Below are 26,336 nucleotides of genomic sequence, written 5' to 3' on the forward strand. Positions count from 1 at the left end.
CTAGCGCGACTCCTTGATCAGCCGGCCGAAGCCCGGCTGCAGCGGGCGCGCGTTGTTGCGGTAGAGCCGCGCGAAGATCGCGATCTGCTCGGCGGAGAGCTGCACCGGCTGCTTCAGCACCAGCCACTGGACGTTCTCGGTGCATGGCGGCGTCGTCAGCGACCCCATGTAGGTGTAGTAGGCGCGGTCGGCGGGCAGGAACTGCAGCGGATCGATGGCCACGTTCGGCGGTGCGACGTCCTCGTTCCTCTCCAGCGGCAGGTGGTTCCACAGCGTCTGCACGAACGGGTTCTCGGCGCCCTGCTCGATGAGCACGGCGACGACTGCGAGGCGGCCGTCGTCCGCCCGGTGCACGAAGTGCGCGACCATCTCGAAGCCCTTGCCGTTCACGCGCTCCTCGGCCGGCCGGTGGAAGTGGAACTGGATCAGCTCGTAGCGCTTGCCGAGCAGCGCGATGCCGCTGCCGCCGACCGCCACCTGCACGGTGTGGCCGTTGTCGGTGATGCGGAACTGCGAGGGACGCCACGCGAATTCGATCGCCGGCTGGTCGACGCGGATGCCGTCGCGGATGTCGATCGGCGACTGCCGCTTGCCGCTGGCGCAGGTGGCGTATTCCGGCTTCAGCTTGCCCCAGTGGTCCGGTCCGCCCTCGCCCTCGTAGGCCCACGGGATGCGCGCGTGCAGCGGCGCCGCCTCGCTCGCCGGCGCCGGCGGGCGGCGGGCGGGGACTTTCGCCGCCGGCGCCGGCTTCGGCGCGGCGGCGGGTGTGGCCGCCTCCTTGGCGGCGATCGGCAGCGTCGCCGGCTTTACGTTCTTCTGCAGCTCCTTCTGCACCTGCTGCTGGATCAGTGCGTCGTTGGCGCGGCGCAGCTCGAGCGCCGCCTCGTTGGCCTTTTCCGCCAGCTTGCCGGCGGCCGACTGCGCCGCGGCTGGCGAACGCGGCCGGCACACCTCGCGCAGCAGCTTGTCGTCGAGGCTGCCGGAACGGACCGGCATCTCGGCCCCGCTCTTCACCTCTTCCTCGCGCAGCACTTCGCCGTCCGCCTTGCGCCAGGTGCGCTTCAGCGTCGCGTAGGTGCGCTGCGCACAGTCGTAGCGGGTCAGCGCCTCGATGCTCTTGTAGCTGCCGGCGCTGCGCGGATCGGTCAGTTCCTTCTCGAACAGGATGCGCCCGAGGGCGACGTGTCGGTGCTCCTGCTCCTTCTGCACGCTGGCGGGATCGATCTCGATCCGCTTGCCGGCGTCGGCGGAAATGGTGACCCAGGCGGCCTCCGCCGACAACGGCAGGACAATGGCCGCCAGCGCGACGGCGAGATGCTGGCGCATGACGCGACTCCCTCTGCTCTGAATTCGGAAAATCCGGACTTTTTATCTCTCAACGTAGACGAATCGGCCGTCGCCGGCAAAACTTTAGCCCGGTGCTGCGGCGACCGCCGACCTTCCTTGCCATTGCCCTGATTTTCAAGTAATTTCCAAACCTCACGTTAGGGGTGCCGCCAGCGTCTTGCCGGCGGCTGAGAGAGACCCTTCGAACCTGTACGGGTCATGCCGTCGTAGGGAAGCGTGGACGCCACACCGGGCGCCTCACCCTTGCGCAGTAGTCCCATTTTTGCCCCCCAGCACCACCTTCCTCGCAAGGAGCCTGCATGAACGCCAACGAAAAATTCATCGCCGCCAGCGCCTACGTGGACGAAGCGGCGATCAAGCCGCTGCCCAACTCGAAGAAGATCTACGTCGCCGGCAGCCGTCCCGACCTGCGCGTGCCGATGCGCGAGATCAGCCAGGACGACACGCCGACCATGTTCGGCGGCGAGAAGAACCCGCCGATCTTCGTCTACGACTGCTCCGGCCCCTACTCCGACCCTCAGGCTGAGATCGACATCCGCTCCGGCCTGCCGGCGCTGCGCGCGCAGTGGATCGCCGAGCGCGGCGACACCGAGCAGCTCGCCGACCTCTCGTCCGAATACGGCCGCCAGCGCGCCGCCGACAAGAGCCTCGACGAACTGCGTTTCCCCGGCCTGCACAGGAAGCCGCTGCGCGCCAAGGCCGGCATGAACGTCAGCCAGATGCATTACGCGCGCAAGGGCATCATCACGCCGGAGATGGAGTTCGTCGCCATCCGCGAGAACAACAACCGCGCCGCCTACGTCGAGAACCTGAAGGCCTCCGGCCCGCAGGGCGAGAAGCTGGCGCGGCTGCTCACCCGCCAGCACCCCGGCCAGAACTTCGGCGCCAGCATCCCGGCCGAAATCACGCCGGAGTTCGTCAGGAGCGAGGTCGCCCGCGGTCGCGCGATCATCCCGAACAACATCAACCATCCGGAAAGCGAGCCGATGATCATCGGCCGCAACTTCCTGACCAAGATCAACGCCAACATCGGCAACTCGGCGCTCGGCTCCTCGATCCAGGAAGAAGTCGAGAAGATGACCTGGTCGATCCGCTGGGGCGGCGACACGGTGATGGACTTGTCCACCGGCAAGAACATCCACGAGACGCGCGAGTGGATCATCCGCAACTCGCCGGTGCCGATCGGCACGGTGCCGATCTACCAGGCGCTGGAAAAGGTGAACGGCAAGGCCGAGGAACTGACCTGGGAGATCTTCCGCGACACGCTGATCGAGCAGGCCGAGCAGGGCGTCGACTACTTCACGATCCACGCCGGTGTCTTGCTGCGCTACGTGCCGATGACGGCGAACCGGATGACCGGCATTGTTTCGCGCGGCGGCTCGATCATGGCCAAGTGGTGTCTCGCGCACCACAAGGAGAGCTTCCTCTACACGCACTTCGAGGACATCTGCGAGATCATGAAGGCCTACGACGTCGCCTTCTCGCTCGGCGACGGCCTGCGTCCCGGCTCGATCTACGACGCCAACGACGAGGCCCAGCTCGGCGAGCTGAAGACCCTCGGCGAGCTCACCGACATCGCCTGGAAGCACGACGTGCAGACGATCATCGAGGGCCCCGGCCACGTGCCGATGCACCTGATCAAGGAGAACATGGACCTGCAGCTCGAGTACTGCAAGGAAGCCCCGTTCTACACCCTCGGCCCGCTGACCACCGACATCGCGCCGGGCTACGACCACATCACCAGTGGCATCGGCGCCGCGATGATCGGCTGGTACGGCACGGCGATGCTGTGCTACGTGACGCCGAAGGAGCATCTCGGTCTGCCCGACAAGAACGACGTCAAGGAAGGCATCATCACCTACAAGCTGGCCGCGCACGCCGCCGACCTCGCCAAGGGCCACCCCGGCGCGCAGATCCGCGACAACGCGCTGTCCAAGGCCCGTTTCGAGTTCCGCTGGGACGACCAGTTCAACTTGGGCCTTGACCCGGACAAGGCGCGCGAATTCCACGACGAGACGCTGCCCAAGGAATCGGCCAAGGTCGCCCACTTCTGCTCGATGTGCGGCCCGCAGTTCTGCTCGATGAAGATCTCGCAGGACGTGCGCGACTTCGCCGCGCAGCAGGGCGTCGACGAAGCCGAAGCGCTGCAGAAGGGCATGGAGACGAAGGCGGTCGAGTTCGTCAAGGCCGGTGCGGAGGTCTATCGCAAGATCTGACGCCGGCCTGCGGCGGCGGTCGCCGTGCCGCTGCCGCAGGCCGGCCGCGCCGATTCGTTCGTGCGCCCGTGGTCGCGGGCGCTGTTCTGCAAAGGAGGAGAGGCGTGCGCAATTCCCCCCCACGGCTGGCGTGTGCGTCCACCCCGGCGACGGCCGGGCGGGCGCTGCCCGACGTCACCGGCCTGGTCGACCTGGCGCGGCCCGAGGCGGTGCAGCTGTTCATCGCCGACCTCTTCGACCGCCGCTTCGGCAGCGGCTGGCCGCGGGCGACTCTCGCCGCCGCCATCGCCGACGTCGGCCGCGCCTACCGCGGCGACTATCCCGGCCTGCTCGCCTGCGACACCCCTTACCATGACCTGCGGCACACGCTCGACAGCGCGCTGACGATGGCGCGGATGGTCGACGGCCACGAGGCGGCGGCGCCGGGCCGCGGCGATGCCGTGCTGGGTGGCGAGCTGGCCCTGGTCGGCGTGCTGCTCGCCCTCTTCCACGACATCGGCTTCCTGCGCCGCGCGGGCGAGGAGGGCCTCTCCGGCGCGCAGCTCGTCCGCGTGCACGAGGCGCGCAGCAGCGACTTCGCCGCCGCCTTCTTCCGCGCCAACGGCCTGGCGGCGCATGCGGCGCTGCCGCCGCTGATCGCCGCCACCGCGCTGCGCGAGGACCTCGCCGCACTGTTCGCCGGCCGCCCGCCGGCCGAGGTCGCGCTCGCCCGCATGGTCGCCGGCGCCGACATCGTCAGCCAGCTCGCCGACCGCTGCTACCTCGAGCGTTGCCGCGACTTCCTCTACCGCGAGTTCGTGCTCGGCGGCATCGACCGCGTCGCGCAGGGCGACGGCAGCGAGCGCCTCCTCTACGCCAGCGCCGAGGATCTGCTGCGGCAGACGCCGGGCTTCTTCGAGGCGGTGCTGCTGCGGCGGCTGGACGGCGAGCTGGGCGGCGTCGATCGCGACCTCGACGCGCATTTCGGCGGGCCGAACCCCTACCGGCGCGCGATGCTCGCCAACCTCGGGTTCCTGAAGACGGTCGTCGCCAGCGCGGACTTCTCGCGCTTGCGCCGGCACCCCGAACCCCTCTACTGCGCCGACCTCGGCTGACGCCGGCGAACTCCGCGTGAACTGCCGCCCCCACTGCGCCGCCTGCTGCATCGCGCCGTCGATCACCAGCCCGCTGCCCGGCATGCCGCACGGCAAGCCGGCCGGCGTGCGCTGCGTGCAGCTCGACGACGACGAGCGCTGCCGCGTCTTCGGCCGCCCGGAGCGGCCGGCCTTCTGCGCCGGCCTGACGCCGTCGGCCGAGATGTGCGGCGAGACGCGGGCGCAGGCGATCGCCTGGCTGACGGAACTGGAGCGCCAGACTGCGCCGGCGCCGATGGCTCGTGAAGGCGGGTGAATGCCTGAGGTGATTCCGTTCTGGGCGCAGATGGTGCTGGCTGTTGGCTTGGTCGCCGTGCTGTTTTTGCCGCGCATCGTCTATCGGCTCACCCGGCCCGGTGCCAAGGGTGGTCCGCTTCCTCTGCTGGAGGAAGGCCGGCGACGGCTGCATAAATTCCATCGGCCGCAATGGCCCGTTTTCTGGCGCCACTTCGGCGTCTGGGTTCTGGCCTTTGCCGGCCTGGTGGGCGCCGTTGCCTTTGTCCTGGTGCCCTACCCCTGGGGCGGCGTGCTGGTTGCCTACATGCTTCTTGCGTCGCGGGACTGGCTGGCAATGTTGTTCGGCATGGACCAAGCCTTCCGCGATACATGGCTTGCCTTGCTGCTGACCGGCGTGTTCTGGGGGCTGCTGCCCGTGCTGTGCGCCGTAGTGACGAGCAGTCTGGCGGCGCCGCGCCGCACGCAGGATGCGCCGGACTGATTCGACGCTCCGTTCCCCGCTTCCTCCCATCGCCAGGCTGCTAGAATGCGCGCCAGCCCTTCCTTCCGACCCGCCCCGCCGTGGACCTGATTCTCCTCCTGAAAGCCCTGCTCCTCGGCGTCGTCGAGGGACTGACCGAATTCCTGCCGGTGTCCTCGACCGGCCACCTGATCATCGTCGGCGACCTGATCGGCTACAACGACGAGACGAGCAAGGTGTTCAAGATCGTCATCCAGCTCGCCGCGATCCTCGCCGTCTGCTGGGACTACCGCGAGCGACTGACGCGCGTCGCCGCCGGCCTCGGCAGCGACCCGGCGGCGCGCCGCTTCGTCGGCCTGCTCGTCGTCGGCTTCCTGCCGGCGGCGGTGCTCGGCTTCCTCTTCCACTCGACGATCAAGAGCGTGCTGTTCAACCCGATCACCGTCGCCACGGCGCTGATCGTCGGCGGCCTGATCATCCTGTACCTGGAGAAGCGCGCCTACCATCCGCGCATCGCCGCCGTCGACGCGATGCGCTGGCCGGACGCGCTGAAGGTCGGCTTCGCGCAGGCGCTGGCGATGATCCCGGGCACCTCGCGCTCCGGCGCGACGATCATGGGCGGCCTGTTCTTCGGCCTGTCGCGGACGACGGCGGCCGAGTTCTCGTTCTTCCTCGCCATCCCGACCATGCTCGCGGCGACCGTCTACGACGTCTACAAGAACTGGGCGCTGCTGCGCGCCGACGACCTGCCGGTGTTCGCGGTCGGCTTCGTCGCCTCCTTCGTCACCGCGATGTGGGCGGTGCGCGGCTTCATCAGGTTCGTCTCGAACCACACCTTCATCGCCTTCGCCTGGTACCGCATCGTCTTCGGCGTGATCGTGCTGGCCAGCGCGTGGACCGGCGCCGTCAGCTGGTCGCATGGCTGACTACCGGCGGCCGGGACCGTTCGCGGTCGCGGTCGACGACGGCGACTGGCATGACGCCGGCCGCGGCCGCACGCTGCGCTGGCGGTGCTACCGGCCGCAGGGTGCCGACCCCGTCCCCGTCGTAGCGCGAGCTCCGCTCGTAGCGCGAGCTCCGCTCGTCATCCATTCGCACGGCCTCGGCGGCTCGCGCGCCAGCGGCGCCGACTGGCTGGCGCACTGGGCGTCGTGGGGGATCGCCGCGCTCGTGCTACAGCACCCGGGCAGCGATGCCGACGCGCGCACGTCCGCGTCGCCGCTGGCGCTGCGCCGGCTGCTGCGTGCCGCCGATGCGGGCCAGCTCGCCGCCCGCCAGCACGACCTGCTGTTCGCGCTCGACCGGCTGGCCGCGGCGCCGCCGCCGGCGATCGGCGTCTCCGGCCATTCCTTCGGTGCGGTCGGTGCGCTGCGCGTGCTCGGCGAACGGCGCGGCCGCGACGACCTGCCGGCCGACCCGCGACTGGCCGCCGCCGTCCTCTTCAGCCCGTCGGCGCGCGGTGGCGCGCTGCCGCTGGCCGAGCGCTTCGCCGGCGTTGTGCGGCCCTGCCTGCACCTGACCGGCAGCCTCGATTCCGGCATCGGCCGCGGCGACATCGCTGCCGCCGACCGCTGCCTGCCGTTCATGCACATGCCGCCGCCGCATCAGCACCTGCTCGTGCTCGACGGCGCGACGCATGCGGAGTTCGCCGGCGACGCCGGCGCTGCCGCGTCGCCGCGCCGTCTTCTGCTGCGGGCGGCGACGGCCGCCTTCTGGCGCCGCCACCTGCTTGCCGACGCCGCCGCCGGGGACTGGCTGACGGACGGCCTGCCGGCGCTGCTCGCCGCCGGCGACCGGCTGCTGCACAAGTAGCCGGTTCAGCGCGCCTTGCCGTCGAGCAGGTCCTTCAGTCCGGCAAACGGCCGCGCGCTGGCGGGCGCCGGCGCCGGTTCGTCGCCGACCACGGCGCGGCGCGCCGCCTCGGCGTCGAGCTCGCGCGCATGCTCGTTGTCGTGGCAATAGAGGCAGAGCAGTTCCCAGTTGCTGCCGTCGGGCGGGTTGTGCGTGTGGTCGTGGTCCTTGTGGTGCACGGTCAGCTCGTGCAGCCGCTCCTTCGTGAATTCGCGGCCGCAGCGCGCGCAGAGCCACGGCAGCAGCTGCAGCGCCTGCGCCCGGTAGCCGGCGGCGCGCGCCTCGCGCGCGCGGCGGTCGGCGGCGATCGCCTGGTCGGTGCGGCGCTTCGCTTCGTCGCTCATGAGCTCAGCAGTGCAGCGCGACCAGCGGCACTTCCATCTCGTCGGCGGAGACGCCGCCGTGCACGCCGATCAGCGTGTGCCGGCGCTCGCCGGGCAGCCAGTCCTTGATCGTCCAGTTGTCGCGCATCACGAGCGCGTAGTCGCCGATGCGCGAGGCCAGCCGCGGGTGCGCCGGGCCCGGACCGAACCAGCCGTCGGCGAGCAATTGCGCGCAGGGCACGGCGTCGGCGGACTCGGCCAGCCGGCTGGCGACGTAGTGCCGGAAGTCGTCGCCGGCTCCGGGCTTCAGGTAGCACCAGGCGACGCGCTGCTCGCCGCACAGCGGCCGTGCCAGCAGCGCAGCGAGCTCGGGGTGCTCGTCGAGCTGGACGATGCGCCGCTCCGGCGAGTCGATGAAGCCGTGGTCGGCAGTGACGAGCAGCGTCGTGTCGCTGCCGGCGAGCTCCGCCTGCAGCGCGTCGAACGCGGTGCAGAAGGCCGCCAGCGTCGCGCGCGCTTCCTTGCTGTCGGTGCCGAAGCGGTGGGCGACGCTGTCGAGCAGCGGCCAGTAAGCGTAGACGAATTTCCTGCCGGGCACGCGGACGAGGCCGGCGAGCGTCTGCATCAGCCCGTCGAGGTCGGCGTAGGCGAGCGTGTCGGCGCCGTGCGAATGGAAGGCGTTGAACGGGCTGAAGGCGATCTCGCGCGGCGAGATCACCCAGGCCGGGCGGTGCATCGCGGCGTACAGCGGGCGGTGGTCGAAGAGCTTCGCCGTCAGCTGCGCCGGCGTCTCGGCGAACGGCTTGCCGGTGCGCGGCGTCAGCGGCAGGATCGCGGTCACCGCCTGCAGCTCGTCGAGCCACATGTGCCAGCCGGTCAGCGCGTGCTGCGCCGGCGGCAGCCCGGTCATGAAGGTCGGGATCGCGGCGGCGGTGGTCGACGGGAAGACCGAGGTCAGCGTCGCCCCGGCGTGCGCGCGCAGCGCGCCGCTGCCGTAGTCGGCGAGCAGGCGGGCGCCGAGGCCGTCGACGACGAAGAGGACGAGGTTGCGCGCGCGTGCCAGCGTCTTCGTCTCCAGCCGGTAGCGCGGCGCCAGCGGCGGCTGCGGCAGGCCGCCGGCGCCGCAGGCGTCGGCCAGCGTGCGCATCAGGTTGGCGATGCTGCCGCCGGCGTAGTCCGGACGGATCATGCGCGCCGCTTCTGGTAGGTGCCGACGAGCTGCGCTTCGGCCAGCACGTGCCCGCGCAGCGCCGCCTCCAGCGCCGGCTTGTCCGGCCGCCGCAGGTCGAGCACGGTATCGAGCGCGTACAGCTTGTGGAAGTAGCGGTGGCGGCCGATCGGTGGGCAGGGGCCGCCGTAGCCGGTGCGCTGCCAGTCGTTCACGCCCTCGCCGGTGCCCGGCGGCAGCGCGGCGACGGCTTCCGGCAGGCCGCCGGCGTCGGGCGGCAGGTTGAACAGCAGCCAGTGCACCCAGGTCATCTTCGGCGCCGCCGGATCGGGTGCGTCCGGGTCGTCGACGACCAGCACCAGGCTCCTGGTGCCCGGTGGCACGCCGCTCCAGGCCAGCGGCGGCGAAACGTTGGCGCCCTCGCAGGTGTGGCGGGCGGGGATTTCGCCGAGGTGGGCGAAGGCGGCGGAGGTCAGCTGCAGGCTCATGATGGTCTCCCGGAGTGAGGGGTTCGGGCGGCGAATCGGAAGCGGCGAGCCTTGGCCGGGTCCGCTTCCCGTCCTTCGTGTAAGTATGGCGCGTCCACGAAAAAAGGGGGCCGCAGCCCCCTTTCCCGGTCGGTTTCCGACAGCTCAGTGCGAGTTCTTCTGTGCGTCGAGACGGAACTTGACGAAGGAACCCGGCGCGTCCTCGAGTGCGGCGAGGCCGCCGCTGCCCGGCTGGCGTGCCGGCACCTTCTTGTCGCCGTTCGCCTGCGAGAGCAGCCACTGCTGCCAGTCGGTCCACCACGAGCCGGGGTGCTGCGTCGCACCCCGGAGGAAGTCGTCGGCTTCCGCCGGCAGCTCGTCGTTGGTCCAGAAGCCGTACTTGTTCGCCGCCGGCGGGTTGACGATGCCGGCGATGTGGCCGGAGCCGCCGAGCACGAACTTGACCGGGCCCGAGGGCAGCAGCGCGCCCTTGTAGGTGCTCTTCCACGGCGCGATGTGGTCCTCGACGGTCGAGATGAAGTAGCACGGCGTCTTCACCTTCGAGATGTCGATCGGCACGCCGGCGATCTCGATGCCGCCCGGCTCGCGCAGCTTGTTGGCGAGGTACATGTTGCGCAGGTAGAAGCTGTGCATCGCGTACGGCATGCGCGTCGAGTCGCTGTTCCAGTAGAGCAGGTCGAACGGGAACGGATCCTTGCCCATCAGGTAGTTGTTCACGACGAAGGACCAGATCAGGTCGTTGGCGCGCAGCATGTTGAAGGTGCCGGCCATCTCCGAGCCCTCGAGGAAGCCGCGCTCGGCCATCTTCTTCTCGAGCCCGGTGACCGCGTCCTCGTCGAGGAAGACGCCCAGCTCGCCCGGTTCGGAGAAGTCGATCATCGTCGTGAAGAAGGTCGCCGAGGCGACGCGCTTGTCCTTCTTCGCCGCCATGTAGGCCAGCGTCGTCATCAGCAGCGTGCCGCCGAGGCAGTACGCTGCCATGTTGACCTCCTTCTCGCCGGTCGCCTGCTCGACGGCGTTGATCGCCGCCAGCGAGCCTTCCAGCACGTAGTCCTCGAAGCTCTTGTGGGCGAGCTTCTCGTCCGGGTTCACCCAGCTCATGATGAAGGTGGTGTGGCCCTGGTCGGTCGCCCACTTGACCAGCGAGTTCTTGTCGCGCAGGTCGAGGATGTAGTACTTGTTGATCCACGGCGGCACGATCAGCAGCGGCTTCTTGTACTGGTCCTTGGTCGCCGGGTCGTACTGGATCAGCTGGATCAGGTCGTTCTGGAAGATCACCTTGCCCGGCGTCGTGGCGACGTTCTTGCCCATCTCGAAGGCCGAGGTGTCGGTCATCCGGATGCGCAGCTGGCCGTCGCCCTGCTCGACGTCCTGCAGCAGGTTGTTGAGGCCCTTGACCAGGTTCTGGCCGTGCGACTTGACCGTCTCGCGGAAGACTTCCGGGTTGGTCAGCGCGAAGTTCGACGGCGACAGCGCGTCGATGTACTGGCGCGTGAAGAAGTTGATCTTCTGCTGCGTGTGCTCGTCGAGGCCCTCGACGCAGCAGACGGTGTCGTGCAGGTGGCGGGCGGCGATCAGGTAGGACTGCTTGATGTAGTCGAACAGGAAGTGCTGCTCCCAGTCCTCGTCCTTGAAGCGCTTGTCGCCCTTCTCCGGCGCCGCGACCGGGGTGATCGGCATGCCCATCATCTTCAGCATCGACCCCTGCCACAGCGAGAAGTAGTCCCACATCATGTTCATCTGCGTCTGTGCCAGCTTGTAGGGGTTGGCCAGCAGGCGCGACGACAGGTCCATGTAGGCCTTGGCGACGCCGAGCTCGTCGCTCGGCGCGGAGACGCCTTCCTTCGCCTGCTTTTCCATGAACTGGGTGAGCAGGCGCGATGCGCGCTGGGCGACCTCGGCATAGGTCTTGGCCACGTCGGCCGGATTGGGCAGGGTCTTATCCTGTTCTGCTTGCGACATGTGAGGCTCCCGTTGAGGTTAGTTCTTCCGCCGATAGCGGATCACGCCGTCGTGCCCGTCACTGCGGACGAGCCGGCCGGCGTATTCAAGTCGGTTGAGATGGGCGATCGCTTCTCCCATCGCGAACATCACCTGGTGGGTGTCGAGTTCGCGCGGGAACAACGTCGCCAGCAAATCAGCCGCGCTGCGCGGTTCGGTACAGGCATCCTCCAGAACCCGCAGCCGCTCCTCATGGTGTGCATGCTGCGCCGCCACTCTGTTGTGTATGCCGACGAAGGGCAGGCCGTGCGAGGGGAGCACGAGCGTCTCTTCCGGCAACTCGCGGTAGCGATCCAGCGAGTCGAGGTAATGCGCGAGCGAATCGGCGCCGGGGGTCACCGCAAAGACGCTGATGTTGGTCGAAATTTTCGGCAACAGCATGTCGCCGGAAAGTAACACGCCCGCCTCGGCACAGTAAAGCGACGCATGCTCCGGAGAATGTCCGTATCCGACACGAACTTGCCACGATCTGCCGCCGATCGGAACGCGGTCGCCGTCGAACATGCGGAAGTAGGTGTGCGGCAGGTCGGGCACGCCGCGCGCGTAGCTGTTGGCGCGCCGCTCCAGCGCCGTCAGGCGTTCGTGGTCGAGGCCGTGGGCGCGGAACTGGGCGAGCATCGGCTGCGTGCCGTGGCCGGCCGATTCGTGGAAGACGGCGTGCGCCGTCAGGTATTCGCCGGCGGTCATCCACACCGGCGCCCCGCTCTGCTGCTGCAGCCAGTGCGCGAGGCCGAGGTGATCGGGGTGGAAGTGGGTGACGACGATGCGCGTCACCGGCGCCGTCAGCCGGCCGAGGATCTGCTCCCACAGCGCGCGCACGTTGTCCAGCCCGTAGCCGGTGTCGACGATGGTCCAGGACGGCTGGCCGTCGTGCTCGTCCGCGAGCAGCCACAGGTTGATGTGGTCGAGCGCGAACGGCAGCGGCATGCGCAGCCAGTGGATGCCGGGGGCCACTTCCAGGGTTTCGCCGGGTGTCGGCGGCGTGCGGTACGGGAAATCGGGCAACATACGGTTGGGTATTGAAAAACGTCCGCGATTGGATTAACGTAGGAAACTATACCATTCGCTTCCGTATGGAAAAGACTGCCTTGAAACACGAAGGTTCCGCCGACGACCGCCAGGCACAAACCTTTCACATTTCGGATCTGGCGCGCGAGTTCGGCATCACGCCGCGCACGATCCGCTTCTGGGAGGACCAGGGCCTGCTGTTCCCGCACCGGGAGGGACAGACGCGCGTCTTCTCGCGCCGCGACCGCACGCGCCTGAAGCTGGCGCTGCGCGGCAAGCGGCTCGGCCTCAGCCTGGCCGAGATCAAGGAAATGATCGAGATGTACGACACGGCGCGCGACGAGAGTTCGCAGCTGCTGAAATTCCTCGACGTGCTCGCCGAGCGCCGCGCCGCCTTCGAGCGCCAGCGCGAGGACATCGAGGCGGTGCTCGACGAGATCGCCGGCTTCGAGGCGCAGTGCCGCGAGTTGCTGGCGCAGGAGGCGGCCGCCGGCGACGCCGCGCGCCTTTCCGACGCCGGTTAGTTGACGTTGACGTAAACGTAAGGATTAAAGGAGATCGCGCCATGCACAAGCCGCTCGACCCCGACTTCGCCGCCCGCGTCCGCGCCAGTTTCCACAACCAGCCGGCGATGGCGCTGATCGGCGCGGCGATGCCGGTGATCGAACCGGGCTACACCGAGATTCACCTGCCCTACCGGGCGGAGATCACGCAGCAGCACGGCTACATCCACGGCGGCGTGGTCGGCATGATCGCCGACTCGGCCGCCGGCTATGCCGCGAACACGCTGACCTCGGCCGACACCGGCGTGCTCACCGTCGAATACAAGCTGAACCTGCTGGCGCCGGCCGAGGGGCAGCTGCTGATCGCCGAGGGATCGGTGGTCCGCTACGGGCGGACGCTGATCGTCACCCAGGCCGAGGTGTTCGCCGTCAAGGACGGGAAGAAGACCTTGTGTGCGCTGATGCAGCAGACCATCATGGCGCTGCACGGCAAGAAAGAGAAATCCGAAGTCAAATAATCAAAGGAGTGAGACAGATGGAAATCCCTAGCCTCGATTTTGCCCTGGGCGAAGACATCAACATGCTGCGCGACACGGTGCGCCGCTTCGCCGCCGAGGAGATCGCGCCGCGCGCCGACGCCGTCGACCGCGACAACCTGTTCCCGGCCGACCTGTGGAAGAAGTTCGGCGACCTCGGCCTGCTCGGCATGACCGCGCCTGAGGAATACGGCGGCAGCAACATGGGCTACCTCGCGCACATCATCGCCATGGAGGAGATCTCGCGCGCCTCGGCCTCGGTCGGCCTCTCTTACGGCGCGCACTCGAACCTGTGCGTCAACCAGATCCGCCGCAACGGCAACGACGCGCAGCGCGCCAAGTACCTGCCGAAGCTGATCTCCGGCGAGCACGTCGGCGCGCTGGCGATGTCCGAGCCGAACGCCGGTTCCGACGTCGTCTCGATGAAGCTGAAGGCCGAGAAGAAGGGCGACCGCTACGTGCTGAACGGTTCCAAGATGTGGATCACCAACGGCGGCGACGCCGACACGCTGGTGGTCTATGCCAAGACCGACGTGAACGCCGGGGCCAGGGGCATGACCGCCTTCATCGTCGAGAAGGGCTGCAAGGGCTTCACGCACGGCTCGCACCTCGACAAGCTCGGCATGCGCGGCTCGAACACCTACCCGCTGTTCTTCGACGATTGCGAGGTGCCGGAAGAGAATGTGCTCGGCGGCGTCGGCAACGGAACGAAGGTGCTGATGAGCGGTCTCGACTACGAGCGCGCCGTGCTCTCCGGCGGTCCGCTCGGCATCATGGCCGCGTGCATGGACGTCGTCGTTCCCTACCTGCACGACCGCAAGCAGTTCGGCCAGAGCATCGGCGAGTTCCAGCTGATGCAGGGCAAGGTCGCCGACATGTACTCGACCTGGCAGGCGACGCGTGCCTACGTCTACGCGGTCGGCCGCGCCTGCGACCACGCCGACCACGCGCGCACGCTCAGGAAGGATGCCGCCGGCGCCATCCTGTATTCCGCCGAGAAGGCGACCTGGATGGCCGGCGAGGCGATCCAGGCGCTCGGCGGCGTCGGCTACACCAACGAGTACCCGACCGGCCGCCTGTGGCGCGACGCCAAGCTGTACGAGATCGGTGCCGGCACCAGCGAAATCCGCCGCATGCTGATCGGCCGCGAACTGTTCGCCGAGACCTGCTGAACCATGTCCGTGCCGCGCGCCACCGCCCGCCATTACGCCGAGATCGCCACCGTGCTGCTGTGCGTGTCCGGCATCGCCGTCGCGGTGGCGCTGCACACCTATTCCCTCTGTTGCCAGCCATGACCCTCGCCCTCCGCAGCATCGCCGATGCGAACGACCCCGCCCTCGCGGCGGTGCGCCAGTTCTTCCGCAACTACGCCGGCTGGCTCGGCGTCGACCTCTGCTTCCAGGGCTTCGCCGAGGAGATGGCGGCACTGCCCGGCTGCTACGCGCCGCCGCGCGGCCGCCTGTGGTGCGCCGAGCTCGATGGCAAGCCGGTCGGCTGCGTCGGCATCCGGCCGTTCTCGGAAGGCGTCTGCGAGATGAAACGGCTCTACGTCGAGCCCGAGGCGCGCGGTCACGGCGCCGGCCATGCGCTGGCGCTGGCGGCGATCCGCGCGGCGAAGGAACTCGGCTACAAGCGCATCCTGCTCGACACGCTGCCGGCGATGCGCATCGCCGTGAAGCTCTATCGCGAGCTCGGCTTCAAGGAGGCGCCGGCCTACTACAACACGCCAATCGAGGGCACGATCTTCCTCTCGCTCGACCTCGAGAACTGGTCCGAGGACGAGGTCAGGAACGAAAACCTCTCCCACCTGTTCGATTTCAACCGTGCCTGGGCGAAGCAGATGCAGGAGGTGGACCCGGGCTACTTCGACAAGCTCGCCAAGCTGCAGACGCCGGCCTTCCTGTGGATCGGCTGCTCCGACTCGCGCGTGCCGGCGAACCAGATCGTCGGCCTGTTGCCGGGCGAGGTCTTCGTCCATCGCAACGTCGCCAACCAGGTGGTGCACACCGACCTAAACTGCCTGTCGGTGATCCAGTTCGCCGTCGAAGCGCTGAAGGTGCAGCACATCATGGTCGTCGGCCACTACGGCTGCGGCGGCGTCAAGGCGGCGCTCGACCAGGCGCGCGTCGGCCTGGTCGACATCTGGCTGCGCCACGTCCGCGACGTGCACGCCAAGCACGCCGCCACCGTCGACGCGCTGCCCGAGGCCGAGCGCCACGACCGCCTGTGCGAGCTCAACGTGCTCGAGCAGGCGGCCAACGTGTGCTCGACCTTCGTCGTCCAGGACGCCTGGGCGCAGGGTCAGAAGCTGACCGTGCATGCCTGGATCTACGGCCTGCAGGACGGCCTGATGCGCGACCTCGGCTTCACCATCAGCCGCCCGGAGCAGATCCGCCCCCGCTACGAACAGGCGCTGCAAGCGCTGCCCCACTGACTTTTCAATCAAGGAGAACAGCATGTCCGACTCGATCGTTATCGTTTCCGTTGCCCGCACGCCGATGGGCGGCTTCCAGGGCGACTTCAACGCGCTGACCGCGCCGCAGCTCGGCGCCGTCGCCATCAAGGCCGCCGTCGAGCGCGCCGGCATCACCGCCGACACGGTCGAGGAAGTGGTCTTCGGCAACGTGCTGCAGGCCGGCGTCGGCCAGGCGCCGGCGCGCCAGGCGGCGCTCGGTGCCGGGCTGCCGCTGTCGGTCGGCTGCACCACCGTGCACAAGGTCTGCGGCTCGGCGCTGAAGGCTGTCATGCTGGTGCACGACAGCCTCCTCGCCGGCGCCTTCGAGGTCGGCGTCGCCGGCGGCATGGAGTCGATGAGCAACGCGCCCTACCTGCTGCCGAAGGCGCGCGGCGGCATGCGCCTCGGCCACGGCCAGGTGCTCGACCACATGTTCTTCGACGGGCTGGAAGACGCCTACCAGAAGGGCCGCCTGATGGGCACCTTCGCCGAGGAGTGCGCCGAGTCCTACGGCTTCACGCGCGAGGCGCAGGACGCCTTCGCCATCGAGTCGACGAAGCGCGCGCAGAACGCGATCACCGGCGGCAAGTTCGCCTGGGAAATCGCGCCGGTGACGATCGCCGGCAAGAAGGGCGAGGTCGTCGTCGACAAAGACGAGCAGCCGCTGAAGGCGCAGATCGACAAGATTGCCGGCCTGAAGCCGGCGTTCAAGAAGGACGGCACGGTCACCGCCGCCAACTCGTCGTCGATCTCCGACGGCGCCGCCGCGGTCGTGCTGATGAAGGAATCGAAGGCCAAGGCGCTCGGCCTGAAGCCGCTCGCCCGCATCGTCGGCCACACCACCTTCGCGCAGCAGCCGAACCTGTTCACCACCGCCCCGGTCGGCGCGATGCAGAAGCTGTTCGCGAAGACCGGCTGGAGCGCCGACTCGGTCGACCTGTACGAGATCAACGAAGCCTTCGCCGTGGTGACGATGGCGGCGATGCACGACCTCAAGCTGCCGGCCGACAAGGTCAACGTGAACGGCGGCGCCTGCGCCCTCGGCCATCCGATCGGCGCCTCCGGCGCGCGCATCCTGGTGACGCTGATCGGCGCGCTGAAGGCGCAGGGCAAGCAGCGCGGCGTCGCCTCGCTGTGCATCGGCGGCGGCGAGGCCGTCGCCGTCGGCGTCGAGATGCTGTAAGGGCGCATCTCGTTGACCGCCACCCCGGCCACCTACGCGAAGCTGATCGGCGCCATGTTCATGTGGGGCGGAACCTGGATCGCGGGGCGCATCGTCGCGCAGGAACTGCCGGCGCCGATGCTCGCCGCCGCCTTCCGCTTCCTGATCGCCGGCATGGCGCTGGCCGGCTTCGCGCTGCTCACCGAGGGCGGCATCCCGCGCCTGTCGGGCGGCCGCGAATGGGGCGTCGTGACCGGGCTGGCGGCGACCGGCATCTTCCTCTATGCGCTGTGCTTCTTCTACGGGCTGAAGTACATCCCGGCCGGGCGTGGCGCGCTGGTCGTCGCGCTGAATCCGGTGGTCGTCGCGCTCGCCGCCTGGTTCGTCGGCCAGGAGCGGATGACGCCGGTCAAGTTCGCCGGCGTTGCCGTCGCGCTCGCCGGCTGCCTGACCGTGATCGGCAACGGCGACCCGCTGGCGCTGCTGTCGGGTGCGATCGGCCTCGGCGAATGGCTGATCGTCGGCTGCGTGCTGTGCTGGACCGCCTACACCTTCATCGGCCGCAGCGCGACGAAGACGCTGACGCCGCTAGCCGCGACGCTGTACGCCAGCCTGCTCGGTGCCCTCTTCCTCGGCGTCACCGCGCTCGCGCAGGGCGGCATCGAGCTCGGCGAGTGGTCGTGGCGCGTCTGGGCCAGCGTCGCCTTCCTCGCGCTCGGCGGCACCGCGCTCGGCTTCACCTGGTTCGCCGACGGCGTGCGCGTCATGGGCGCCGCGCGCGCCTCGAGCTTCATCAACCTCGTTCCCGTCTTCGCCGTGCTGCAGGCCGCCGTCCTGCTCGGCGAGCGGCTGGCGCTGGCGGTGCTCGCCGGCGGCGCCCTGGTCATCGCCGGCGTCTGGCTGACCACCTATTACTCGGAGAAACACGCATGATCCTCACGCAAGAACAGGAAATGATCCGCGACGCGATGCGCGAGTTCGCGCAGGAGCGCCTCGCCCCCTTCGCCGGCGAGTGGGACCGCCACCACACCTTCCCGGCCGAGGCGCTGAAGGAGCTCGGCGCGCTCGGCGCGATGGGCGTCGTCGTGCCCGAGGAATGGGACGGTGCCGGCATGGACTACATGAGCCTGGTGCTGATGCTCGAAGAGATCGCCGCCGGCGACGGCGCGACCTCGACCATCGTCAGCGTGCAGAACTCGCTCGCTTGCGGCATCACGATGAAGTATGGCAGCGACGCGCAGAAGGAGCAGTACCTGAAGCCGCTGGCGCGCGGCGACATGCTCGGCTGCTTCTGCCTGACCGAGCCGCACACCGGCTCGGACGCCGCGGCGATCACGACACGGGCGACGAAGGACGGCGACCACTACGTGCTGAACGGCGTCAAGCAGTTCATCACCACCGGCAAGCACGCGCAGGTGGCGATCGTCTTCGCGGTGACCGACAAGGCCGCCGGCAAGAAGGGCATCTCCTGCTTCCTGGTGCCGACCGAGACCCCCGGCTACATCGTCGCCCGCATCGAGGAGAAGATGGGGCAGAAGGCTTCCGACACTGCGCAGATCATCTTCGAGAACTGCCGCATCCCGGCTTCCTGCCTGCTCGGCCAGGAAGGCGAGGGCTACAAGATCGCGCTCTCCAACCTCGAGGCCGGCCGCATCGGTATCGCCGCGCAGTCGGTCGGCATGGCGCGCGCGGCGCTCGAAGCCGCGGTCAGATACGCGAAGGAGCGCGTCGCCTTCGGCGTGCCGCTGACCGGCCACCAGGCGGTCAGCTTCCGGCTGGCCGACATGGCGACGCAGGTCGACGCCGCCCGGCTGATGGTGTGGCGTGCCGCGATGCTGAAGGACGCCGGCAAGCCCTGCCTGAAGGAGGCGTCGATGGCCAAGATGTTCGCCTCCGAGATCGCCGAGAAGGTCTGCTCCGACGCCATCCAGATCCACGGCGGCTACGGCTACACCAGCGACTTCCCGGTCGAGCGCATCTACCGCGACGTGCGCGTCTCGCAGATCTACGAGGGCGCCAACGACATCCAGCGGCTGGTCATCGGCCGCGCGATCGTGGACGGGCAATAAGCGTGGCCGCGAAGCTCCGCCCCGAGGCCAGTCCCGAGGATTTCTCGCGCCGCGCCGAGGGTTTCCTGCCCGGCTGGTTCGGCCTCAAGGTGACGGCGATCACGCCCGGCCGGCTCGACATGGAAATGCCGATCCGCCGGGAGATGCTGGCGCCGAACGGCTTCCTGCACGCGGCGTCGGTGATCGCGCTGGCCGACACCGCCGCCGGCTTCGCGACCATCGCGCACCTGCCCGACGGCGCCGAGAGCTTCACCACGATCGAGCTGAAGACCAACTTCTTCTCGACGCAGCGCGAGGGTACGATCCGCTGCGTCGCCACCGCCGCGCATGCCGGGCGCAACACGCAGGTCTGGGACGCCGAGGTGTTCGGCGACGGCGACCGGCGCATCGCGCTGTTCCGCTGCACGCAGATGGTGCTGTGGCCGAAACCGCAGGTTTGAGGAGGACGTCATGAGCGAAACGAAGGCGCCGCTGGAGTTCTATTTCGATTTCTCGTCGCCCTACGGTTACCTGGCCAGCGAGCGCATCGACGAGCTGGCGGCGAAATACGGGCGCAAGGTGAAGTGGCGCCCGGTGCTGCTCGGCGCCGTCTTCAAGGCGACCGGCGCCGCGCCGCTGACGACGGTGCCGCTGAAGGGCGAGTATTCGAAGCTCGACTTCGCGCGCTCGGCGCGCTTCATGGGCATCCCGTACCAGCCGCCGTCGCGCTTCCCGCTGCCGACGCAGGTCGCCGCGCGTGCCTACTACTGGCTGCACGACCGCGACTGCGCGATGGCGCGCGCCTTCGCACACGCCGTCTACCGCGCGCTGTTCGTCGACGACCGCGACATCTCCGACCTCGACGTCGTCCTCGACCTCGCCGTCGACGTCGGTGCCGACCGCGCGGCGCTGGCCGAGGCGGTCGAGTCGCCGGAAATCAAGGAGCGGCTGAAGGCCGAGGTCGCCGCGGCGATCGACAGGGGCGTGTTCGGCTCGCCGTACATCGTCTGCGACGGCGAACCGTTCATGGGCGCCGACCGTCTGCCGCAGCTCGAAGCGCGTCTGGCCGGCCAGGAGTTCTGATGCGCACCGGCCGCAGGACTGCGCCAAGGGCGGTGCAGCCAACACGTGGAGTCCTGCAGGGACGAACCGTAGTCACCCCCTTCTACGGGAAGGGGGGTGGGGGGATGGTTCATGCATGACTGGCATCCGAAAAGAATCTGCGTCTTCTGCGGCTCGGCCAAGGGCAAGCGTCCGGAATATGCGGAAACCGCCACGGCCATGGGCCGGCTGCTCGCCGAACGCGGCATCGGCGTCGTCTACGGCGGCGGCAACATCGGCCTGATGGGGCTGGTCGCCGATGCCTGCCTGCAGGCCGGCGGCGAAGTCACCGGCGTGATCCCCGAGGCGCTGATGAAAAAAGAGGTCGGCCACCTCGAGCTGACGCAGCTCGAGGTCGTCGATTCGATGCACACCAGGAAGGCGCGCATGGCCGAGCTGTCCGACGGCTTCGTCGCGCTGCCCGGCGGCTTCGGCACCTTCGAGGAACTGTGCGAAGTGCTGACCTGGGGCCAGCTCGGCTTCCACGAGAAGCCGGTCGGCCTGGTCAACGTCGCCAACTATTTCGGACCGCTGATCGAGCTCTGCGATCGCGCGGTCGACGAGGGCTTCATGCGGCCGGAGCACCGCGGCCTGCTGCAGGACGCGGCGACGCCGGAGGCGGTGCTGGTGGCGATGGCAGGCCACACGCCGGTGAAGCTGGAGAAATGGATTCGCGAACTGAAGCAGTTATGAGGCAGTGGCGACGCGACTGCCGCTGAAGGAAGGGAAAGAGGAGACATGACAACACTGAAAACACAACTCAACCCGCGCAGCGCCGATTTCCAGGCCAACGCGCAGGCCATGCAGGCCGTCGTCGACGACCTGCGCAACACCGTCGACCGGATCGCCCTCGGCGGCCCCGAGGCGGCGCGGCAGAAGCACCTCGCGCGCGGCAAGCTGCTGCCGCGCGAGCGCGTCGCCGGCCTGCTCGACCCGGGCACGCCCTTCCTCGAGATCTCGCAGCTGGCCGCGCACGGCATGTACGGCGGCGACGTGCCGGCGGCCTCGGTGATCGCCGGCATCGGCCGCGTGAACGGCGTCGAGTGCATGATCGTCGCCAACGACGCGACGGTGAAGGGCGGCACCTACTACCCGCTGACCGTGAAGAAGCACCTCAGGGCACAGGAGATCGCGCTCGAGAACCGGCTGCCGTGCATCTACCTGGTCGACTCGGGCGGCGCCTTCCTGCCGATGCAGGACGAGGTCTTCCCGGACAAGGAACACTTCGGCCGCATCTTCTTCAACCAGGCCAACCTGTCGGCGAAGGGCATCCCGCAGATCGCGGTGGTGATGGGTTCGTGCACCGCCGGCGGCGCCTACGTACCGGCGATGTGCGACGAGTCGATCATCGTCAAGAACCAGGGCACCATCTTCCTCGGCGGCCCACCGCTGGTGAAGGCGGCGACCGGCGAAGTGGTGACGGCGGAAGACCTCGGCGGCGCCGACGTGCATACGCGCATCTCCGGCGTCGCCGACCACCTCGCCGAGAACGACCAGCACGCGCTGGCGATCGCCCGCCGCATCGTGCGCGACCTGAACTGGCAGAAGAACCCGCCGGTCTCGCTGCAGCAACCGGTCGAGCCGCTCTACCCGACGGAAGAGCTGTACGGCGTGATCCCGACCGACACCAAGAAGCCCTTCGACGTGCGCGAGATCATCGCCCGCATCGTCGACGGCTCCGACTTCGACGAGTTCAAGGCGCGCTACGGCACGACGCTGGTCTGCGGCTTCGCGCGCATCTGGGGCTACCCGGTCGGCATCGTCGCCAACAACGGCATCCTGTTCTCGGAGAGCGCGCTTAAAGGGGCGCACTTCATCGAGCTGTGCGCGCAGCGCGGCATCCCGCTCGTCTTCCTGCAGAACATCACCGGCTTCATGGTCGGCCGCAAGTACGAGAACGGCGGCATCGCCCGCGACGGCGCCAAGATGGTCACCGCGGTGGCGACGGCGAAGGTGCCGAAGTTCACGGTGATCATCGGCGGCTCCTTCGGCGCCGGCAACTACGGCATGTGCGGCCGCGCCTATTCGCCGCGCTTCCTGTGGATGTGGCCGAACGCGCGCATCTCGGTGATGGGCGGCGAGCAGGCCGCCGGCGTGTTGGCGACGGTCAAGCGCGACGGCCTCGAGGCCGCCGGCAAGACCTGGGGCGCCGACGAGGAAGCCGCCTTCAAGGCGCCGATCCGCGAGCAGTACGAGACGCAGGGCCACCCGTACTACGCCAGCGCCCGCCTGTGGGACGACGGCGTGATCGACCCGGCCGACACCCGTCGCGTGCTCGCCCTCGGGCTTTCCGCTTCGATGAACGCTCCTGCCGAAGACACGAAGTTCGGCATCTTCCGCATGTAAGGGAGAACAACAAATGACCCAATACACCGCTATCCTGACCGAAGTCGACGGCCCGCTCGGCATCCTGACGATGAACAAGGCGGAGCGGCACAACGCCTTCGACGAAGTGCTGATCGCCGAGATCACCGCCGGCCTCAAGGAACTCGAAGCCGATCCGCGCGTGCGCGCGGTCGTGCTGTCGTCGGCGGGCAAGAGTTTCTGTGCCGGTGCCGACCTCAACTGGATGAAGCGCGCCGCCGGCTACTCGCCGGAAGAGAACCTGCGCGACGCGCGCAACCTGGCCACGCTGCTGTCGACGCTGAACGAACTGTCGAAACCGACCGTCGCCCGCGTGCAGGGGCCGGCCTATGGCGGCGGCGTCGGCCTGGTTGCCGCCTGCGACATCGCGGTCGCTACCTTCGAGGCGCAGTTCGCGCTGACCGAAGTGAAGCTCGGCATCATCCCGGCAGTGATCAGCCCGTACGTCATCGCCGCCATCGGCGAGCGCTATGCACGCCGCTACATGCTCACCGCCGAGCGTTTCTCGGCCTCCGAGGCCTACCGCATCGGCCTGGTGCACGAGATCGTTCCGGACGAGGACGGGCTCGACGAGGCGGTCGGCGAGCTGGTCGACGCGCTGCTGAAGAACGGGCCGCGTGCGCAGGGCGAATGCAAGGCGCTGATCCGCGTCGTCTCCGGCCAGCCGATCGACGAGGCGACGATCGAGGAAACCGCGCAGCGCATCACGCGCGTGCGCGCCAGCGCCGAAGGCAGGGAGGGCCTGACCGCCTTCCTCGAGAAGCGCAAACCGAACTGGCTGGGAGGCAATTGAGATGATCGGCAAGCTTCTGATCGCGAATCGAGGCGAGATCGCCTGCAGGGTCATCAAGACCGCCCGCCGCATGGGCGTGCGCACCGTCGCCGTCTATTCCGAGGCCGACGCCAACGCGCGCCACGTGCGCCTGGCCGACGAGGCCGTGTGCATCGGCCCGGCCGCCGCGCGCGAGTCCTATCTGGTGATCGACCGGATCATCGACGCCGCCAGGCGCACCGGCGCGCAGGCGATCCACCCGGGCTACGGCTTCCTCTCCGAGAACGAGGATTTCGCCGAGCGCTGCGCCGCCGAGGGCATCATCTTCGTCGGCCCGCCGGCCGCATCGATCCGCGCGATGGGCTCGAAGTCGGCGGCCAAGTCACTGATGGAGAAGGCCAGCGTGCCGCTGACCCCGGGCTACCACGGCGACAACCAGGAGCCGGCCTTCCTCAAGGGACAGGCCGACGCGATCGGCTACCCGGTGCTGATCAAGGCCAGCGCCGGCGGCGGCGGCAAGGGCATGCGCCTGGTCGAGAAGGGCGAGGACTTCGAGGCGGCGCTGGCGTCGTGCCAGCGCGAAGCCAAGTCCTCGTTCGGCGACGACCGCGTGCTGGTCGAGCGCTACGTCACCCGGCCGCGCCACATCGAGATCCAGGTCTTCGCCGACACGCAGGGCAACGGCGTCTACCTGTTCGAGCGCGACTGCTCGGTGCAGCGCCGCCACCAGAAGGTGCTGGAAGAGGCGCCGGCGCCCGGCATGAGCGAGGCGCGCCGGCGCGAGATGGGCGAGGCGGCGGTCGCCGCGGCGAAGGCGGTCGGCTACGTCGGCGCCGGCACCGTCGAGTTCATCGCCGAGCAGGATGGCCGCTTCTACTTCATGGAGATGAACACGCGGCTGCAGGTCGAGCACCCGGTGACCGAGATGATCACCGGCCAGGACCTGGTCGAATGGCAACTGCGCGTCGCTTCCGGCGAGCCGCTGCCGCTGCGCCAGGACCAGCTGCAGATCCGCGGCCATGCGCTGGAAGCACGCATCTATGCCGAGGACGCGAACAAGGGCTTCCTGCCGTCGACCGGCAAGCTGGTGCACCTGTCGCCGCCGGCCGAGAGCCTGAACGTGCGCGTCGATACCGGCGTCGAGGCAGGCGACGAGATCACGCCGCACTACGACCCGATGATCGCCAAGCTGATCGTCTGGGACGAGAATCGCGACGGCGCACTGGCGCGCATGCGCCGCGCGCTTGCCGACTACCGCGTCGTCGGCGTCACCACCAACATCGACTTCCTGTCGCGGCTGGTGGCCTGCCCGGCCTTCGCCGGCGCCGACCTCGACACCGGGCTGATCGAACGCAGCCGCGGCTTCCTGTTTCCGGAAGCGGTCGCGGCGCCGAAGGAAGTGCTGCAGGTGGCCGCCGTCGGCGAGCTGCTGTGGGAGCAGGCGCAGGCGAAGAGCGCCGCCAAGCAGAGCGGCGATCCGTGGTCGCCGTGGCACGCGCGCGACGGCTGGCGGCTGAACCTGCAGGCCAGGCGCACGCTCGGTTTCCGCGACGGCGAGGCGCTGGCCGAGGTGCAGGTGGCCTACGCCGCCGACCACTGGAAGCTGTCGGTACCGGGTGAGACCGTGCTGGCGCGCGGCAGGAAGCTGGACGGCGACCGCTTCGCCGTGGAATTGGACGACCGCCGGCTGATCGCCAGCGTCATCGCCGCCGGCAGCAAGCGCCACGTCTTCCTCAACGGCCAGACCTGGATCGTCGAGCGCGACGATCCGCTGCATCTGGTCGAGGCCGGCGGCGCGCAGGGCGGCGGGCTGACCGCGCCGATGCCGGGCAAGGTCGTCGCGCTGCTGGTGCAGCCGGGGGCCAAGGTCGACAAGGGCACGCCGCTCTTGATCCTGGAGGCGATGAAGATGGAGCACACCATCACCGCGCCGAAGAACGGGGTGGTCAAAGCCTTCTGCTACGCGGCCGGCGACCAGGTCGCCGACGGCGCCGAGCTGGTCGAGTTTGTTGGTTCCGAGGAAGCGAAATGAGTCTGCCGAGAAGCGTCAAGATCGTCGAGGTCGGCCCGCGCGACGGCCTGCAGAACGAGAAGCAGCTGGTGCCGACCGCGGTCAAGGTCGAACTGATCGAGCGTCTCGCCGACGCTGGCCTGCCGGCAGTCGAGGCGACCTCGTTCGTGTCGCCGAAGTGGGTGCCGCAGATGGGCGACAACGCCGAGGTGATGCGGACGATCCGCAGGAAGGACGGCGTCGCCTACCCGGTGCTGGTACCGAACCTGAAGGGCTTCGATGCCGCGGTCGAGGCCGGCGCGACCGAGGTCGCGATCTTCGGCGCGGCATCGGAAGCCTTCTCGCAGAAGAACATCAACTGCTCGATCGCGGAGAGCCTGAAGCGCTTCGAGCCGGTCGTCTCGGCAGCGCTGGCGCTCGACCTGAAGGTGCGCGGCTACGTCTCCTGCGTCGTCGGCTGCCCGTACGAGGGCGCGGTGGCGCCGCAGAAGGCGGCCGAGGTCGCGCAACGGCTGTTCGAGATGGGCTGCTACGAGGTCTCGCTCGGGGACACCATCGGCGTCGGCAACCCGGCCTCGGTGCAGCGCATGATCGAGGCCTGCGCGCGGCAGGTGCCGATGGCCAGGCTCGCCGGCCACTACCACGACACCTACGGGATGGCGATCGCCAATATCTACGCTTCGCTGCAGCTCGGCATGCGCGTCTTCGACAGCTCGGTCGCCGGCCTCGGCGGCTGCCCGTACGCCGCTGGCGCGTCGGGGAACGTTGCCACCGAAGATGTCGTCTACCTGCTCAATGGACTCGGCATCGACACGGGAATCGATATGGACAAGCTGCTGGCCGCCGGCCAGTTCATCCTGCAGCATCTCGGCCGCGAGCCCGCCGCGAAGGCGGCGCGCGCGCTGCTGGCGAAACGCGGAGCCGCCACCGCATGAGCGTCGCCTCGCCCTGCATCAACGTCTGCCGGATGGACGCCGCGAACGCGCTGTGCGTCGGCTGCTTCCGCACGCTCGACGAGATCGCGCGCTGGAGCCGGATCTCCGACGACGACCGGCGGGCGATCCTCGCCGCCGTCGAGCAGCGGCGCGTCGGGCGTGTCCCCGCGGGGGCGCCGGTTTGCGGCGACGGCGAACGCTAACGCGGGTTCCTGGA

The 26,336-nt window shown here is 68.9% G+C and carries 27 protein-coding genes and 1 riboswitch; of the genes, 21 read left to right on the top strand and 6 right to left on the bottom strand.

What is annotated here, in order from left to right; genetic code table 11:
* The gene (locus tag IWH25_RS03865) at window positions 1-1,326 is read right to left on the bottom strand and encodes a carbonic anhydrase (RefSeq protein ID WP_203388043.1); all 1,326 of its coding nucleotides are present in this window, start codon (window positions 1,324-1,326) and stop codon (window positions 1-3) included.
* Window positions 1,327-1,476: 150 nt separating this feature from the next.
* Window positions 1,477-1,577, top strand: a riboswitch (TPP riboswitch).
* Between the two features lie 69 nt (window positions 1,578-1,646).
* Between IWH25_RS03865 and thiC the strand changes: the two genes are divergently transcribed.
* From thiC to IWH25_RS03895, 6 genes are all read left to right on the top strand, one after another.
* Window positions 1,647-3,563: a phosphomethylpyrimidine synthase ThiC gene (gene thiC, locus IWH25_RS03870; protein WP_203388044.1), complete on the top strand. Its 1,917-nt coding sequence runs from the start codon at window positions 1,647-1,649 to the stop codon at window positions 3,561-3,563.
* 104 nt (window positions 3,564-3,667) lie between these two features.
* Window positions 3,668-4,657, top strand: a complete 990-nt coding sequence (locus IWH25_RS03875; protein ID WP_203388045.1) for a hypothetical protein — start codon at window positions 3,668-3,670, stop codon at window positions 4,655-4,657.
* Between the two features lie 16 nt (window positions 4,658-4,673).
* Complete coding sequence (locus IWH25_RS03880) at window positions 4,674-4,952, top strand: YkgJ family cysteine cluster protein (protein WP_203388046.1); 279 nt, start codon at window positions 4,674-4,676, stop codon at window positions 4,950-4,952.
* Window positions 4,953-5,414: a hypothetical protein gene (locus tag IWH25_RS03885; protein ID WP_203388047.1), complete on the top strand. Its 462-nt coding sequence runs from the start codon at window positions 4,953-4,955 to the stop codon at window positions 5,412-5,414.
* Window positions 5,415-5,494: 80 nt separating this feature from the next.
* Window positions 5,495-6,319 carry an undecaprenyl-diphosphate phosphatase gene (locus IWH25_RS03890; protein WP_203388048.1) on the top strand — a complete coding sequence of 275 codons (825 nt, stop codon included), beginning with the start codon at window positions 5,495-5,497 and terminating at the stop codon, window positions 6,317-6,319.
* On the top strand, window positions 6,312-7,205 hold the full coding sequence (locus IWH25_RS03895) for an alpha/beta hydrolase family protein (RefSeq protein WP_203388049.1): 894 nt from the start codon (window positions 6,312-6,314) through the stop codon (window positions 7,203-7,205). Before IWH25_RS03890 ends, IWH25_RS03895 begins: the two co-directional genes overlap by 8 nt.
* 5 nt (window positions 7,206-7,210) lie before the next feature.
* Here the strand turns inward: IWH25_RS03895 and IWH25_RS03900 are convergent, their stop codons facing one another.
* The 5 genes from IWH25_RS03900 to IWH25_RS03920 all read right to left on the bottom strand — a co-directional run bounded on the left by IWH25_RS03900 (window position 7,211) and on the right by IWH25_RS03920 (window position 12,232).
* Window positions 7,211-7,588, bottom strand: a complete 378-nt coding sequence (locus IWH25_RS03900) for a YajD family HNH nuclease (protein ID WP_203388050.1) — start codon at window positions 7,586-7,588, stop codon at window positions 7,211-7,213.
* 4 nt (window positions 7,589-7,592) lie between these two features.
* Window positions 7,593-8,756: an alkaline phosphatase family protein gene (locus tag IWH25_RS03905; RefSeq protein WP_203388051.1), complete on the bottom strand. Its 1,164-nt coding sequence runs from the start codon at window positions 8,754-8,756 to the stop codon at window positions 7,593-7,595.
* A complete protein-coding gene (locus tag IWH25_RS03910) occupies window positions 8,753-9,223 on the bottom strand; it encodes a YbhB/YbcL family Raf kinase inhibitor-like protein (protein ID WP_203388052.1) in 471 nt (156 codons plus the stop codon). The genes IWH25_RS03905 and IWH25_RS03910 overlap by 4 nt, the downstream gene beginning before the upstream one ends.
* A gap of 144 nt (window positions 9,224-9,367) precedes the next feature.
* A complete protein-coding gene (locus tag IWH25_RS03915) occupies window positions 9,368-11,185 on the bottom strand; it encodes a PHA/PHB synthase family protein (RefSeq protein WP_203388053.1) in 1,818 nt (605 codons plus the stop codon).
* A gap of 18 nt (window positions 11,186-11,203) precedes the next feature.
* On the bottom strand, window positions 11,204-12,232 hold the full coding sequence (locus IWH25_RS03920) for an MBL fold metallo-hydrolase (RefSeq protein ID WP_203388054.1): 1,029 nt from the start codon (window positions 12,230-12,232) through the stop codon (window positions 11,204-11,206).
* An 80-nt stretch (window positions 12,233-12,312) separates the two neighbouring features.
* Between IWH25_RS03920 and IWH25_RS03925 the strand changes: the two genes are divergently transcribed.
* The 15 genes from IWH25_RS03925 to IWH25_RS03995 all read left to right on the top strand — a co-directional run bounded on the left by IWH25_RS03925 (window position 12,313) and on the right by IWH25_RS03995 (window position 26,322).
* Window positions 12,313-12,756 carry a MerR family transcriptional regulator gene (locus IWH25_RS03925; RefSeq protein ID WP_238998994.1) on the top strand — a complete coding sequence of 148 codons (444 nt, stop codon included), beginning with the start codon at window positions 12,313-12,315 and terminating at the stop codon, window positions 12,754-12,756.
* A 41-nt stretch (window positions 12,757-12,797) separates the two neighbouring features.
* Window positions 12,798-13,253, top strand: coding sequence for a PaaI family thioesterase (locus tag IWH25_RS03930; protein WP_203388056.1), 456 nt, complete (start codon window positions 12,798-12,800; stop codon window positions 13,251-13,253).
* Window positions 13,254-13,270: 17 nt separating this feature from the next.
* Window positions 13,271-14,443: an isovaleryl-CoA dehydrogenase gene (locus IWH25_RS03935; protein ID WP_203388057.1), complete on the top strand. Its 1,173-nt coding sequence runs from the start codon at window positions 13,271-13,273 to the stop codon at window positions 14,441-14,443.
* 119 nt (window positions 14,444-14,562) lie between these two features.
* Window positions 14,563-15,705 (top strand): carbonate dehydratase, encoded by a 1,143-nt coding sequence (can, locus tag IWH25_RS03940; RefSeq protein WP_203388058.1) that lies wholly within the window; start codon window positions 14,563-14,565, stop codon window positions 15,703-15,705.
* A 22-nt stretch (window positions 15,706-15,727) separates the two neighbouring features.
* Window positions 15,728-16,909 (top strand): acetyl-CoA C-acetyltransferase, encoded by a 1,182-nt coding sequence (locus IWH25_RS03945; protein ID WP_203388059.1) that lies wholly within the window; start codon window positions 15,728-15,730, stop codon window positions 16,907-16,909.
* 12 nt (window positions 16,910-16,921) lie between these two features.
* Complete coding sequence (locus IWH25_RS03950) at window positions 16,922-17,821, top strand: DMT family transporter (RefSeq protein ID WP_203388060.1); 900 nt, start codon at window positions 16,922-16,924, stop codon at window positions 17,819-17,821.
* Window positions 17,818-18,957, top strand: coding sequence for an acyl-CoA dehydrogenase (locus tag IWH25_RS03955; RefSeq protein ID WP_203388061.1), 1,140 nt, complete (start codon window positions 17,818-17,820; stop codon window positions 18,955-18,957). The genes IWH25_RS03950 and IWH25_RS03955 overlap by 4 nt, the downstream gene beginning before the upstream one ends.
* 2 nt (window positions 18,958-18,959) lie before the next feature.
* Window positions 18,960-19,397, top strand: a complete 438-nt coding sequence (locus IWH25_RS03960; RefSeq protein WP_203388062.1) for a PaaI family thioesterase — start codon at window positions 18,960-18,962, stop codon at window positions 19,395-19,397.
* Between the two features lie 10 nt (window positions 19,398-19,407).
* Window positions 19,408-20,019 (top strand): 2-hydroxychromene-2-carboxylate isomerase, encoded by a 612-nt coding sequence (locus IWH25_RS03965; RefSeq protein ID WP_203388063.1) that lies wholly within the window; start codon window positions 19,408-19,410, stop codon window positions 20,017-20,019.
* Window positions 20,020-20,130: 111 nt separating this feature from the next.
* Window positions 20,131-20,730 (top strand): LOG family protein, encoded by a 600-nt coding sequence (locus IWH25_RS03970; protein ID WP_203388064.1) that lies wholly within the window; start codon window positions 20,131-20,133, stop codon window positions 20,728-20,730.
* 45 nt (window positions 20,731-20,775) lie between these two features.
* The gene (locus IWH25_RS03975) at window positions 20,776-22,383 is read left to right on the top strand and encodes a carboxyl transferase domain-containing protein (protein WP_203388065.1); all 1,608 of its coding nucleotides are present in this window, start codon (window positions 20,776-20,778) and stop codon (window positions 22,381-22,383) included.
* A gap of 13 nt (window positions 22,384-22,396) precedes the next feature.
* Window positions 22,397-23,194 (top strand): enoyl-CoA hydratase/isomerase family protein, encoded by a 798-nt coding sequence (locus IWH25_RS03980; RefSeq protein WP_203388066.1) that lies wholly within the window; start codon window positions 22,397-22,399, stop codon window positions 23,192-23,194.
* Between the two features lies 1 nt (window position 23,195).
* Window positions 23,196-25,205: an acetyl-CoA carboxylase biotin carboxylase subunit gene (locus tag IWH25_RS03985; protein ID WP_203388067.1), complete on the top strand. Its 2,010-nt coding sequence runs from the start codon at window positions 23,196-23,198 to the stop codon at window positions 25,203-25,205.
* A complete protein-coding gene (locus tag IWH25_RS03990) occupies window positions 25,202-26,119 on the top strand; it encodes a hydroxymethylglutaryl-CoA lyase (RefSeq protein ID WP_203388068.1) in 918 nt (305 codons plus the stop codon). Before IWH25_RS03985 ends, IWH25_RS03990 begins: the two co-directional genes overlap by 4 nt.
* On the top strand, window positions 26,116-26,322 hold the full coding sequence (locus IWH25_RS03995) for a DUF1289 domain-containing protein (RefSeq protein ID WP_203388069.1): 207 nt from the start codon (window positions 26,116-26,118) through the stop codon (window positions 26,320-26,322). The genes IWH25_RS03990 and IWH25_RS03995 overlap by 4 nt, the downstream gene beginning before the upstream one ends.
* Window positions 26,323-26,336: the final 14 nt, after the last annotated feature.

Origin of the sequence: Azospira restricta, from assembly GCF_016858125.1 — a bacterium.
GTDB classification, from domain to species: domain Bacteria; phylum Pseudomonadota; class Gammaproteobacteria; order Burkholderiales; family Rhodocyclaceae; genus Proximibacter; species Proximibacter restrictus.

Bases quoted from the DNA above. Each gene is read 5' to 3' on its own strand.
- IWH25_RS03955 (WP_203388061.1), top strand. From the start codon at position 17,818: ATGATCCTCACGCAAGAACAGGAAATGATCCGCGACGCGATGCGCGAG.
- can (WP_203388058.1), top strand. From the start codon at position 14,563: ATGACCCTCGCCCTCCGCAGCATCGCCGATGCGAACGACCCCGCCCTC.
- IWH25_RS03910 (WP_203388052.1), bottom strand. From the start codon at position 9,223: ATGAGCCTGCAGCTGACCTCCGCCGCCTTCGCCCACCTCGGCGAAATC.
- IWH25_RS03975 (WP_203388065.1), top strand. From the start codon at position 20,776: ATGACAACACTGAAAACACAACTCAACCCGCGCAGCGCCGATTTCCAG.
- IWH25_RS03965 (WP_203388063.1), top strand. From the start codon at position 19,408: ATGAGCGAAACGAAGGCGCCGCTGGAGTTCTATTTCGATTTCTCGTCG.
- IWH25_RS03985 (WP_203388067.1), top strand. From the start codon at position 23,196: ATGATCGGCAAGCTTCTGATCGCGAATCGAGGCGAGATCGCCTGCAGG.
- IWH25_RS03905 (WP_203388051.1), bottom strand. From the start codon at position 8,756: ATGATCCGTCCGGACTACGCCGGCGGCAGCATCGCCAACCTGATGCGC.
- IWH25_RS03895 (WP_203388049.1), top strand. From the start codon at position 6,312: ATGGCTGACTACCGGCGGCCGGGACCGTTCGCGGTCGCGGTCGACGAC.
- IWH25_RS03920 (WP_203388054.1), bottom strand. From the start codon at position 12,232: ATGTTGCCCGATTTCCCGTACCGCACGCCGCCGACACCCGGCGAAACC.
- IWH25_RS03865 (WP_203388043.1), bottom strand. From the start codon at position 1,326: ATGCGCCAGCATCTCGCCGTCGCGCTGGCGGCCATTGTCCTGCCGTTG.
- IWH25_RS03915 (WP_203388053.1), bottom strand. From the start codon at position 11,185: ATGTCGCAAGCAGAACAGGATAAGACCCTGCCCAATCCGGCCGACGTG.
- IWH25_RS03900 (WP_203388050.1), bottom strand. From the start codon at position 7,588: ATGAGCGACGAAGCGAAGCGCCGCACCGACCAGGCGATCGCCGCCGAC.
- thiC (WP_203388044.1), top strand. From the start codon at position 1,647: ATGAACGCCAACGAAAAATTCATCGCCGCCAGCGCCTACGTGGACGAA.
- IWH25_RS03930 (WP_203388056.1), top strand. From the start codon at position 12,798: ATGCACAAGCCGCTCGACCCCGACTTCGCCGCCCGCGTCCGCGCCAGT.
- IWH25_RS03970 (WP_203388064.1), top strand. From the start codon at position 20,131: ATGCATGACTGGCATCCGAAAAGAATCTGCGTCTTCTGCGGCTCGGCC.
- IWH25_RS03885 (WP_203388047.1), top strand. From the start codon at position 4,953: ATGCCTGAGGTGATTCCGTTCTGGGCGCAGATGGTGCTGGCTGTTGGC.
- IWH25_RS03935 (WP_203388057.1), top strand. From the start codon at position 13,271: ATGGAAATCCCTAGCCTCGATTTTGCCCTGGGCGAAGACATCAACATG.
- IWH25_RS03980 (WP_203388066.1), top strand. From the start codon at position 22,397: ATGACCCAATACACCGCTATCCTGACCGAAGTCGACGGCCCGCTCGGC.
- IWH25_RS03995 (WP_203388069.1), top strand. From the start codon at position 26,116: ATGAGCGTCGCCTCGCCCTGCATCAACGTCTGCCGGATGGACGCCGCG.
- IWH25_RS03990 (WP_203388068.1), top strand. From the start codon at position 25,202: ATGAGTCTGCCGAGAAGCGTCAAGATCGTCGAGGTCGGCCCGCGCGAC.
- IWH25_RS03945 (WP_203388059.1), top strand. From the start codon at position 15,728: ATGTCCGACTCGATCGTTATCGTTTCCGTTGCCCGCACGCCGATGGGC.